The sequence below is a fragment of the Siphonobacter sp. BAB-5405 genome, assembly GCF_002872335.1.
Taxonomy (GTDB): Bacteria; Bacteroidota; Bacteroidia; order Cytophagales; family Spirosomataceae; genus Siphonobacter.
Window position 1 is genome coordinate 1 of the sequence record NZ_NJAG01000017.1, and the last position, 11,943, is coordinate 11,943.

Below are 11,943 nucleotides of genomic sequence, written 5' to 3' on the forward strand. Positions count from 1 at the left end.
AGAAAAAGTTGAAATTTATTTTTTCAAGCTTTCCGTTGAAAACCAAACCCCTCATCCAACTTCTCACTTCCTTTCTCTCTTCGCTTTTACTGCCGACCCTACTTTCAAAACCGGACTGCAAAGGTAAGTCATTTCTAAGCCGCTTGTCAAGAAAAAAGTGAAAATTTATTTTCAGCTTCTTCGCTTCTTTCCACCGCCTCATCCCTCGCTTAACTGCCTTTGCCTCAAGTGTTTACACCGTCTTTCCAGTGCCTTTCCCGTCGTTTGGGAGTGCAAAGATAAGCTAAGAAAATCCCCCTTGTCAAGTGTGAAATCAAAGTTTTTTTAAAATCCTCTAACTCATTACTGATTATCAGAATTTTAAGTCCAAAAAAAGTTGCGATGCGATTCAAAAAATCCACATCCACTGCCCCTTTTACCTCAGTATCTTCGTCAAAACATTCCTTACGGGTAGCTAGTTTCTACGGTTTGGGCCTTTACGAAAGGAGCGACTGTTTGATGAACAGTCGCTCCTTTCAAGTTCTATAATCGTAATCTCGCTTCTAAGTCAGGTTACTCAGGTCCTATAAATCGTTTCGGTACCTTAAGCTCGTTTACTAGATCCCTTCTATTTATATATATAGTATACTCTATTTATATAATAGTAACAGGACCTTTGATTCCCTGTACGAATGTTTGAATGGTACTGGGTAAATCGCTGCCTTGACTAATGGCTTTGATAAAGGCACTTCCGATAATAGCTCCGTTAGCATTTTTGCTGGCCTGCTCGAAAGACTGATTATCGGAGATACCGAATCCGATCAGACGCGGATTTTTCAGGTTCAGGCTGGCAATGCGGTCGAAGTAGGCTTCCTGTTCGGCACTGATGCCCGTCTTGGCTCCGGTGATACTGGCCGACGATACCATATAAATAAAGCCCTGCGATACCTCATCGATATACTGGATTCGTTTTTCCGTGGTTTGCGGCGTAATCAGGAAGATGTTGAGCAGACCGTATTTTTCAAACGTAGGTTTGAATTCTTCTTCATAGACATCCGCCGGAATATCGGGTAGGATTAGCCCATCTACACCTACCTCCTGACACTTCTGACAAAAGGCCTCCACACCGAACTGAAGTACAGGATTGATATAACCCATCAATAATACAGGAACGTGGATCTCGTCCCGCATGCCTTCCAGCTGACTAAACAAGACTTTCAGCGACATGCCATTTTCCAGAGCCCGTTGATTGGAAGCCTGAATGGTTTCCCCATCCGCTACCGGATCCGAGTACGGCATTCCGATTTCAACTAAGTCGGCCCCTGCTTCCTGCAGATTCTTTAAAATGGTACGCGTATCGTTGAGCTGGGGGTAACCCGCCGTAAAATAGACATTGAGCAACTTTTGCGATTGCTGCTGAAAAAGTTGAGTAATGCGATTCATCGATTGCTTCGGTTTGATGGTTGGGGCTTACAGGTATTTCATATAGGTAGCTAAATCCTTATCACCGCGACCGGACAGATTCACTACGACTACTTCATCGGGCGAAGCATTCAGGGTTTTCAGGCACGCCAGAGCATGGGCGGATTCCAACGCCGGAATGATTCCCTCCAGTTTAGCCAGCTGAAAGCCGGACGCCAGGGCTTCTTCATCCGTAATGGCCTTGAAGATGCCGCGACCGCTCGTCGCCAGGTTGGCGTGCATGGGACCGATTCCCGGATAATCCAGACCCGCCGAAATCGAGAAGGGTTCTACGACCTGGCCATCTTCCGTTTGCATGAGGATACTGCGACTTCCGTGTAAAACACCGGGTTTCCCTAGGAAAGTAGTCGCTGCCGAATGGCCCGATTCCACGCCCTTACCCGCTGCCTCTGCCACTACTAATTTCACCGATGCATCGTTCAGGAAGTGATAGAAAGCACCTGCCGCATTGGAACCGCCGCCAACGCAGGCAATTACATAATCGGGCAACTCAGAACCCGTTTTTTCGGCGAGCTGATTGCGTACCTCTTCCGAGATGACCGACTGGAAGCGGGCTACCATATCCGGATACGGGTGCGGACCTACGACACTACCTATTATATAATGCGTATCGACGGGGTTATTAATCCAGTGACGCATGGCTTCGTTGGTCGCATCTTTCAGCGTACGCGAACCGCTCGTGGCGGGTCGTACTTCCGCACCCAGCATTTTCATCCGGGCTACATTGGGAGCCTGCCGTTCGATGTCGATTTCGCCCATGTATACAATACATTCGATACCCATCAAAGCACAAACCGTCGCCGTTGCTACGCCGTGCTGACCAGCTCCGGTTTCGGCTACGATTTTGTTTTTACCCAAACGCTTTGCCAGCAGAATCTGACCGATGGTATTGTTGACTTTGTGAGCACCGGTATGACAGAGGTCTTCCCGCTTGAGATAGATTTTCGTGTTGTACACTTCCGAAAGACGTTCGGCAAAGTACAAGGGCGTTGGGCGACCGACGTAATCCCGTAACAGGTATTCAAATTCAGCCTGAAACGAAGGATCAGCCATGATCGTTAAATAGTTCTCCCGTAACTCTTCTACGTTCGGGTACAACATTTCAGGAATGAAGGCTCCACCGTAAGGTCCGTAATATCCCCGCTCGTTCACCTGAAAAGCACTGGTAACCTGGTCTGCAATTTTCATACGATTCGAATGCATTGGCTAATAAAAAACCCGCTGTTCGGCTGAACAGCGGGCGTGTATATAAGGACTAGTCCATGTACGCAAAAGAGGGCTGCTCAACCGAGATTTCTCAGCTGCCACCACCATGCTTTTGCGAATGAATTGTTCATGTTTCGTTTGAAATACATTGATAAGGCAAACTTAAAAGTTTTTTGTTTTCTACCCTATTACTTACTTCATAATTTTCATAGGAGTAGTTTAGAAATCCCATTCGCCGCCTTCCTATTCAATCTTCGTCAAAGCCGGAACGTTTTCCTCGTAACCCGAGTACCCTTTGTTCTGATTGATTCGTCCCTGTGTATTGGAGCGAATGGCGTTGCGGGGAATCGGCCAGAGCACGTGATACGGACTCATGGTATAGCGATCGCCATGGTTGGTTACGACGCCTTTGTTGTAAAACTCATTCTTCTCCATGATCCGATCGTAGAAAAAATTGTTTTCCGAAAAGTTCTCCAGATTGTACGTTTTCCCATTGTAGGCCGCCTTTCCGGTCAGGGCAAAGAGATACGCCATACGGGTTAGCTCCGTTTTACGACCTTCTTCGTAGTACAGCTCCCGAGCACGCTCATCGAGAATGGTACCGATGTTGACATCCGCCGGAGCCATTTCCTTCGCTCCCGCCCGCGTCCGTACGGCATTCAGGTCCATTGCGGCACTAGCGAGATTACCTTTCCAGTAATAGGCTTCCGCTCGTAGTAGATAGGTTTCGGCCAGGCGGAATACGTACCAATCCGAGTTACCGCCACGAGCAGGTTTGGTCTGCGGATCGGGTACGTATAGCTTATAATGCGGCCAGCCAAACCAGCTTCGGATGGTATCTGTACTCAGGCGTACGCCAGTGGCGTTGTAGAGTTGCAGGGGTTTCCCGTAATAGGGATCGTTGTTCTTTTTCAGGTCCGGATGGTTGTACACCAGATCTTCCATCGTCATCCAGTTGCCCTTCACGTGGCGTAAGTCCTTGGGGTCCGTCCAGATGTTTTGGGTACTGTAGCGAGTTCCCCGGCAACGGCCCAGGCCGCGACCGTAGATGGTCGACTGGTCCAGTTCAATGTCGGCGGCGTCGCTGGTGCCTTTGCGACCACTGGGCGTATTGATCGTGTTGTACCACTGCGGTACGGTTTGCCGCATAATCTGCATGCCGCCTTCAAAGTTTCCATCCATATTGATGCGGTCGATGACCAGCATCAGAGCTTCGCGGTTTTCGGCCAGTGATTTGTTTTCTGGACGGTGCAAATCCCAGATCACGTTGCGGGAGGCGTTATTCCGGTCCACGCCAAAACGGTTTTTCATTAACGTGTACACGCCTCCGTCGATCACGTTACTAGCCGACTTGATGGCATCGTCGAATTTGCCGAGAGCCAGATTTACTTTCGTCAGCAAGTGACTAACGGCCCCTTTGGTTACTTCGCCCTTGTCCACATTGTCGGGTACCCACTGCTCGGCAAACTCCAGGTCTTCTTTCATTTGCTGTAAGATGACCTCGCGTTTGGTGGAATAGAAATCCAGCTTGGGTTCCGTAATTTCTTTCAGGATCAAAGGAACGTCCCCGAATTGCTGGGTCAGTTTGTAGTACCGATACGCCCGGTGAAAATAAGCTTTCCCAAGTACCGCATTCCGTTCCACTTCCGAGGCATACTTGGCATCATCAATCCGGGAAATGACTACGTTGGCGTACTTTATGCCCTTAAATCCTTCATACCAGTACCAGCCAATCTTATTGTAGTCCGTCGAATTCAGGTTCGCGTCGGGCGTAATCATCAGGTTCAGGTCCTGAGCCGGACCTGATTTATCGGTCGTTCCTTCGATGGCTACTTCCGAAAATATGGTTTCCGTGATGATCGGGGCTCCGTCGCCGTACCATTCGTACCGCATGTTCCGAAGGCAGGCCACCAGGGCTCCTTCCATGCCATTGGCATCGATGAACGTGTTTTCGGGAGCGTAAAAAGAGAGCGGTTTGGGGGTCAGCCAGTCTTTGGCACACCCACTACCCAGGGCCAGCAAAGCCGCCAGCAGTACGCCATTGGTATATTTTTTCATACGTGTTTCGTCTAGAGGCTTTTACAAAGTCAGATTTAATCCCAGCGTATAAGTTCGTGGGGTAGGTCCGGTGATGGCGTTGTTATCCGAATCCCGTAAGCCGTTTTCCGGATCCCAGTAATTCCATTCGGGAGCGTAGAAGCCTACGTTCCGAACCGAGAAATAAGCCCGTACCCGTTGCATATTCACTTTCTGAATCAGTGCTTTCGGGAGGTTGTAGGACATGGAAATATTGTCCAGTCGAACGAATGACTTCTTGCGGTAGACGCTGAAGTTGGCACTTCCATTGCTGGAGGCCAGTCGGGCGTAGTCGTTGGTAGGGTTCTCCGCGGTCCAATACGGAAACACATACGAAGACGTTCGATCGGCTAAACCCTGATTTTTCGCCATATTGTACGAACTCACGTGTCCCCAGTACGAGTACATCATAAAGGAGATGTCGAAGTTTTTGAACAACGTAAATTCATTACGTAACGTCCAGCGGAATCGCGGTGCCGTGTACCCCAGAAACTGTCGATCGGCATCGGTGTACTTATAATCGCCGTTGACATCCTGTACTTTGAAATCACCGGGTCGTACGCCGTACTTCGCTGCTTCCTCGGATTCGGAGGTTTGCCAGACGCCAACCACTTTCTGATCCCATACGCGGTCCAGAGCCTGGCCGATGAACCAGCGGTTCGAAATATCATCGGCTTCCCGCTGACCCGTTACATTGCCGTTCGCATCGGTTACATTGATTTTATCGCCGTAGAGATGTACTACCTTATTACGGTTAAGCGAGAAGTTGACACTAGCCCGCCAGGAGAAATTCTGCTGCTGGAGAATACGACCGTTCAGGTTCACTTCCATCCCTTTGTTCTGTACTTCACCCAAGTTATCCCAGACGTAACTGAAGCCCAGAATGTCGGGCAGCGTCCGTTGCACCAGCAAATCCTGGGTAGACATGCGGTACATTTCCAGCGAACCGTCCAGCTTTCCGTTGAATAGTGAAAAATCCAGACCGAAGTTATAGGCTGTGGTTTTTTCCCATTTCAGGTTCTTATTATTCATCCGGTTCACGTAGAGCTGGGATACCTGATACACCGTTCCGTCGTTGCGAACCATCAGGTATTTACCCGTCGTCAGATCAGAAAGGGCGACGTACCGACCAATATCCCGGTTTCCGTTGATTCCCCAGGACAGACGAAGTTTTCCGTAATTGAGCCAGGAGCTTTTGGCGAAATTTTCATCGCTAAATACCCAGCCCCCCGCAATGGAAGGGAACCAGGCCCGTGGATTGGCCTGCCCGAACGCCGAATAGCCATCCCGGCGTACGGATAAGGTCAGCAAGTATTTTTGCTTGAGTGAATAGAACAGTCGTCCCATCAGAGCATCGGCGGTACTGTACTCATCATTACTACTTACGATGGGATTGATACCAGCCTCCACGCGGTGATAGCCCAGGTTATCGCTGGGTTCGAAACCGTTATTGCGGATGCTATTGTTCCAGCTCTGGAATTTCTCCGCGTTGATCAGCATCGTCACATCGAAGTTGTGGATGTCGGCAACCGTTTTATTCCACTTGAACAAGTTATCAACCTGCCAGTTGTACACCATATTCTGCTCCCGCGAAGCCCGTCCGCCCACATTAGCCCATTCGGGGTGTTTGGACGATTCGTGGTTGAAGTTCCGGTACCACTCAAACCGGGGAGTGAAATTGACCTGATACGTAATCCCCAGCGGCAAGGTCACCTTGGCAAACAGCGTAGAGATCAGCGTATTGTATTTCCGAAGCCGATCGGTGTATGTCATGGACAAAAAGGGGTGGCGACTACCGCCGCCGGGATCGTCCTGCGGGCTCCAGCGGTAATTGCCCTGAGCATCGTATTCGGAACCGTAGGGCGAGGCTTTGGTAATCTGCGTCCAGTCGGCGGCTACCTGACTTTCATCCCGGTCGGAGAACTGGGCGTTGATCCCAGCAGAAAGGAAGGAAGCGATTTTACCCTCTAAATTGAACCGGGAACGAATGGTCGAAAACTTATCGCCAGTGATGATCCCTTCATTATTCAGATACCCCAGCGAATAGTAGTACGAAATGTCGTTTTTCTTTCCGGAAATGCTGACGTTGTAATCCTGCCGACGGGCCGCCTGAAACACTTTATCGTACCAGTTTACCGACCGTCCAGCCTTGTAGTTTTCAATCTCAATCGGTTGAAATTTCAGGCGGTTCAGCCAGACGTCCGTTGGGTTACCCGTTGATCCGTCGTAACCCAGCCATTGCTGTAAAGGCACGTCCGAAGGCAGGTTATCCGGATTGGAAAACTGGTACGGCTTGGCATTTACGTTCTGACTTCTCAGCACATCTTCCCGCCAGCGTACGTAGCCTTCCGGACTGTACACGGGCTGATTGCGAGCGACTGTACTGATGCCCACATTTCCATCTACACTGATGGTCGGCTTTTCACTTTTGCCCCGTTTGGTCGTAATCAAAATGACCCCACTGGCCGCTTTTGCTCCGAATACGGCGGCCGAACTGGCATCTTTCAGTACGTCGAGGGTTTCAATGTCATTCGGGTTGATGTCCGACAGGGCTCCGTAATAAATGACGCCATCGACGACTAACAAGGGCGAAGAACTGGCATTAAGCGAAGTCCGGCCGCGTACCTGCAAATCACCTCCACCTTTCGCCGAAGCATCGTACCCTACGTTCAAACCGGCAGCATTGCCCCGGAGCATGTCCTGTACGGTATTCGGATTTTCGTTTTCAATCTGAGCCGCCTTGATTTGGGATACAGCCCCGGTTAGATCCCGCTTTTGCTGGGTTCCGTAACCGATGACCACTACTTCCGTAAGGGCCTGCGTCGTTTCCTTGATCGTAAAATCGACGACGGATCGGCTACCGACTTCCACTTCTCCTCCCTGGTACCCAATGGATGAAAACACCAGAATAGCACCCGATTCGGGTACGGAAAGCTTGTATTGCCCTTTGCTATCGGTCGTCGTACCGCGGTTCCGATCTTTGATCTGAACGTTTACGCCGGGAATGGCCTGCCCTTTCTCATCAACGACGGTACCACTGATGATCCGATCTTTCGGAGCTACGTCGACCAGCTCTTCCGTAGTGTTGACCCGCCGGAGAATCACCTGATGATCGATCAGTTCGTAGGTGAGGTTATTCGGACGCAGCAATCGTTCGAGTACCGTTAGCAGAACTTCTTCGTTGGCATTCAGAGAAATAAGTCGATTGGCCTGAATGAGCTGGGGACTGTACATGAACCGTATACCGGCCGTCTGTTCAATCTTTTCAAGTGCTTTTTCCATATTCAGATTGGAAACATGCACGGTAATCTTCTGATTAAGTACTTCCTGGGCACGGCCATCTTTCGCCAGCGAAAGCGTAGCAAAGACGGTGGCCAGAATGAATTGTGGTAGAGCGATTCGCATGATTTTCAGCAGAATCCGACAGGAATGTCTACGTTTTACCATAAATTTGAACGGGTTTGTTGGTTCTCCAGAATTAGCAAATACAATCCCTTCCATCCGTTCCAGCGGATGTTCCGGTCGACCGAAAAATGAAGGGGAAAAGACCATCGGCGAATGTTCCAGCATTCGCCGATTTTTTGGTCAGGCAAGCAGCACTACTTCATAGATCAAGCAAGAGGTTTAGCGTATATAGGTTTAGAGATTAAGCAGAAAAGTTTCTTCAACGACAGCCCTGGCCTTTCACGGTAATCAGACTATCGGTCAGGGTATAACTAGCTTCTACGGTACGGCAGATTAAATTCATTTTTTCTGAAAGCGGCTCATCCCCAAGCAAAGCCGTCAGTTGGCAGTTACCCAGTGTTTCTTTATCGTAGCGAATGGTAACGCCGTAGGCCTTTTCCAAGGTGGCAAACACCTCCGATAAGGGCGTTCGCTTGAAATCAAAATTCAGTTTCTGAATGGGCAAGGGTAAATACTCGGGCGTTTGAACATTCGTAAACTTTAGTTGATCGGATTGATACGTCAATTGCTGATTGGGTGTCAGTATTAGGCCGGTTAGCTCCGTACTCGCCTGGGCGGCTTCCTTATCCCGATCCGGGAACAAGGCTACGCGGCCTGTTTTTACAATCACCGTCACATTGCGGTTTCGAGCAATGATGTTGAAACTCGTCCCAAGTACCTTGGCTACCAGTCCCTGTGCATATACAAAAAAGGGTTGCTTCGGGTTTTTAGCGACTTCAAAGAAAGCCTCCCCTTCCAGTATAACTTCCCGGCGGGCCGGATCAAACGATTTAGGTACCCGAATCCGGCTCTGGGATTGTAGAAGTACGGTACTGCCATCGTCGAGCGAAAGTAATAAGGGCCTTGATCCGGTATTTTCCTTTTCCCAGAAAGGAACCTCCTCGAACCGTTGACTGACCAGCGATACCGTTTCTTCTCGTCCAGATTGATAAAACAGCCAGCCTGCCACCCCTAAACTCAGCACCAGTACCGCCGCTACCCTGGAGACTATACGCGGCCAGTTGATCAAGCGACGCGGCGTACGCTGCCGAGCGGTTTCGACTAATCGATTCATTTCTTCGTCCACCTCTTCTTCCGCCACGTCTTCATACGCTTCGTGCAACGAAAGAATCCAGTTACGGGCTTGCGTCATGGCCGCCTGCTGCTGGGGGTGCGTGGCATAATACGTTTCCCAGAAGGCTTGCTCTTCCGGCTGGGCCTTCTTCAGTATCCACTGCTGAAAGGAATAATCCTGGGCAAACGCGTTTGCTCCGTATGAAGAATAATCCATAGTTGAGGCGTTACTGTATGAAACAGTACCTTCTCTCCTAGTTCTACTGATGTTTTTGTAAAAATTTTATAAAAAATAGTGAAATGCCCGCAAAGTCTTCACGGACGCTCCATTAGTCCTCGGTAAAAACCCGGTCTGTTAGGAAGAAGAGCTACTAGTTGGCAGCTGTCAATCCGCTGACAAAAGCTGGTACAGGGCCAGAAAGAAGAGATTAGACTCGGGTATCCAGGAAGTCTTTAATTGTTTGAGAGCCGAATGCAGCAGATTATAAACCGACTGCGGATTGATTTTCATGACCTCCGTAATTTCCTCCGCACTCAAGCCTTCGTAAAAGCGTAGGAAAATAATTTCCTGCTGACGGGGCGATAATTGAGCCAATGCTGCTTTAAGCCGATCCTGATTTTCCTGGGAAACCTCCCACTGAATCGTCTGACTTTCGGGCGTCAGCCAGTCGGATACATCCTGGCTTTCCACAGATTCAGCCTCCAGGAGCCATTTATCCTGCCGAAGTTTTCGCAGTAAATTATTACGAAGGGCTTTCAGTAAGTAAATGGTCACGAAGGGTGATTCGCGGAGGCCTTCCCGTCGGCTCCATAATTCCAAGAATAAATCCTGAATCCCATCTTTGATGAATTCCCGGTCTTTTGTAAACTGAAGACCATAGTTAAAAAGTAGCCTGAAGTGCGAACGTGCCAACACCCCTAATGCCTCGGCATCCCCGGTTTTAAAGCGTAGCCAAAGCTCGTTCTGCTCCTGTTCAGATAATTCCACTTTCTTTTTCATGGGTAGAGCCGGGTAGTAATAGCCGATGGGTAGCTAATGCAGTTGCTAAAAAGACATTAAATATAACTATTTCACCTACGAATTGTACGAAACATTTTGACTTTTCACAAAAAACCGCCTTCCCGAATATACGAAAAGGCGGTTTTCTAGTAATGACTAATCACGCTTATGCTTCAATCGCTTCCACTTTCAGTCGTTCGATGAATGCCCGAAGTGCTTCGATATTTTTAATACCGGGCTGCGTCTCGAATTTGCTATTGACATCAACGGCGTGAATCCGGAGGTTACTACGTTCTTTCAGTTCCAGAATCGTTTCGGCATCTTCCAGGCCAATACCGCCCGACAGGAAAAAAGGCTTTTCGTTATCGTATCGCTCCAGCAAACGCCAATCGAAGGAAAGACCTGTGCCTCCATACTCGGCCGCTTTGGTATCGAATAAAAAGTAATCGCAAACGGGTTTATAATTGTTCAGTTGTGTAAAATTGAATGTCTCATCTACCCGAAAAGCTTTAATAATGTTAATCCCTTTAAATTGAAGGCTCCGGCAAAAATCCGGCGTTTCCTCTCCGTGTAACTGCACAAAATCCAATCCGTATTTTTTCACCGTACGCAGAATCTGATCGATACTGGCGTTGACAAATACACCCACTTTTCGACTGGACTTCGGCAGATCTTTGACCACCTCGGCGTCAAGCGTCTCCCCCATAAACCGGGGCGACTTTTCGTAAAAAATGAACCCTACGTAATCCGGTTGTAACTCGAGTACGTCCCGAAGGTTTTCCTCCTCTTTCATTCCGCATACTTTAATTCGCATAGGTGTCTCGGATTTATAGGTTCAACAAAGGGGAAAAACGGTACGTACGCTATAAGGTTACGTATTGCAAGCCTCCCACCAAGTCGGCCAGGGCGTTTCCGGGAACGGGCGTTTTCATGAAGTTTTCTCCAATCAAAAAGCCCCGGTATCCGGCTGCGTATAACTGATGAATCGTCTCCACACTGCTCAGGCCACTTTCTGACACTTTAACAAACTCATTGGGGATTTGTTCAACCAGTTGCAGCGAGGTATCAACTGAAACCTGGAACGTTTTCAGGTCCCGGTTATTGACGCCCACCAGGTTCAGATGCGGGTTCAGGCTGCGTTCGAGTTCTTCCTGATCGTGTACTTCCAGCAGTACTTCCAGATTCAGGGATTGAGCAAACTGTCCTAAGTGCTTGATTTCTTCGGGACTGAGGCAGGCGGCAATCAACAGAATAACGTCGGCACCCCAGGCTTTGGCTTCCAGAATCTGGTACTCATCCACGATGAAATCCTTGCGTAGGATCGGCGTTTTAGGGTTCGATTTACGGGCCAGCTTTAAATCGTCAGCATCTCCGCCGAAAAACTCTTCGTCCGTCAATACCGATAATCCCGCGGCTCCGGCCTGAGCGTAGGCCAGGGTCACTTCTTCTACCTGTACCCGATCGTTGATCGTACCTTTCGAGGGTGATTTACGTTTAAACTCGGCGATGATTCCCGTGGAGTTTTCTTTCCGTAACTGACCGCTCAGCGAATTTCCGGTACGGCTAAAAGCGGGAAACAACTCCAGTTCGCGGGCTGCAATGTTGGCTTTGGCCTGGGAAATTTCTTTTCGTTTGTGCAGAACGATCTTTTCAAGAATATTCATAGGGGTAGATACGGTACT

General features: G+C 49.1%; 8 protein-coding genes. All 8 read right to left on the reverse strand.

Annotated elements, in window-relative coordinates; all coding sequences use genetic code 11:
* Window positions 1-633: 633 nt before the first annotated feature.
* The 8 genes from trpA to trpC all read right to left on the reverse strand — a co-directional run bounded on the left by trpA (window position 634) and on the right by trpC (window position 11,925).
* A complete protein-coding gene (gene trpA / locus BWI97_RS15055) occupies window positions 634-1,422 on the reverse strand; it encodes a tryptophan synthase subunit alpha (RefSeq protein ID WP_102201582.1) in 789 nt (262 codons plus the stop codon).
* Window positions 1,423-1,449: 27 nt separating this feature from the next.
* Window positions 1,450-2,649 (reverse strand): tryptophan synthase subunit beta, encoded by a 1,200-nt coding sequence (gene trpB / locus BWI97_RS15060; RefSeq protein WP_094815282.1) that lies wholly within the window; start codon window positions 2,647-2,649, stop codon window positions 1,450-1,452.
* 261 nt (window positions 2,650-2,910) lie between these two features.
* A complete protein-coding gene (locus BWI97_RS15065; protein WP_102201583.1) occupies window positions 2,911-4,725 on the reverse strand; it encodes a RagB/SusD family nutrient uptake outer membrane protein in 1,815 nt (604 codons plus the stop codon).
* A 21-nt stretch (window positions 4,726-4,746) separates the two neighbouring features.
* Window positions 4,747-8,190: a TonB-dependent receptor gene (locus tag BWI97_RS15070; RefSeq protein ID WP_233207864.1), complete on the reverse strand. Its 3,444-nt coding sequence runs from the start codon at window positions 8,188-8,190 to the stop codon at window positions 4,747-4,749.
* Between the two features lie 217 nt (window positions 8,191-8,407).
* Window positions 8,408-9,478: a FecR family protein gene (locus BWI97_RS15075; protein ID WP_102201584.1), complete on the reverse strand. Its 1,071-nt coding sequence runs from the start codon at window positions 9,476-9,478 to the stop codon at window positions 8,408-8,410.
* A gap of 168 nt (window positions 9,479-9,646) precedes the next feature.
* Window positions 9,647-10,261, reverse strand: coding sequence for an RNA polymerase sigma factor (locus tag BWI97_RS15080; RefSeq protein WP_102201585.1), 615 nt, complete (start codon window positions 10,259-10,261; stop codon window positions 9,647-9,649).
* Window positions 10,262-10,427: 166 nt separating this feature from the next.
* Window positions 10,428-11,075 carry a phosphoribosylanthranilate isomerase gene (locus BWI97_RS15085; RefSeq protein WP_102201586.1) on the reverse strand — a complete coding sequence of 216 codons (648 nt, stop codon included), beginning with the start codon at window positions 11,073-11,075 and terminating at the stop codon, window positions 10,428-10,430.
* A 49-nt stretch (window positions 11,076-11,124) separates the two neighbouring features.
* Window positions 11,125-11,925 carry an indole-3-glycerol phosphate synthase TrpC gene (gene trpC, locus BWI97_RS15090; RefSeq protein WP_102201587.1) on the reverse strand — a complete coding sequence of 267 codons (801 nt, stop codon included), beginning with the start codon at window positions 11,923-11,925 and terminating at the stop codon, window positions 11,125-11,127.
* Window positions 11,926-11,943: the final 18 nt, after the last annotated feature.

Coding starts and splice junctions, on each gene's coding strand:
- BWI97_RS15065 (WP_102201583.1), bottom strand. CDS start 4,725: ATGAAAAAATATACCAATGGCGTACTGCTGGCGGCTTTGCTGGCCCTG.
- BWI97_RS15070 (WP_233207864.1), bottom strand. CDS start 8,190: ATGGTAAAACGTAGACATTCCTGTCGGATTCTGCTGAAAATCATGCGA.
- BWI97_RS15085 (WP_102201586.1), bottom strand. CDS start 11,075: ATGCGAATTAAAGTATGCGGAATGAAAGAGGAGGAAAACCTTCGGGAC.
- trpB (WP_094815282.1), bottom strand. CDS start 2,649: ATGAAAATTGCAGACCAGGTTACCAGTGCTTTTCAGGTGAACGAGCGG.
- trpC (WP_102201587.1), bottom strand. CDS start 11,925: ATGAATATTCTTGAAAAGATCGTTCTGCACAAACGAAAAGAAATTTCC.
- BWI97_RS15075 (WP_102201584.1), bottom strand. CDS start 9,478: ATGGATTATTCTTCATACGGAGCAAACGCGTTTGCCCAGGATTATTCC.
- trpA (WP_102201582.1), bottom strand. CDS start 1,422: ATGAATCGCATTACTCAACTTTTTCAGCAGCAATCGCAAAAGTTGCTC.
- BWI97_RS15080 (WP_102201585.1), bottom strand. CDS start 10,261: ATGAAAAAGAAAGTGGAATTATCTGAACAGGAGCAGAACGAGCTTTGG.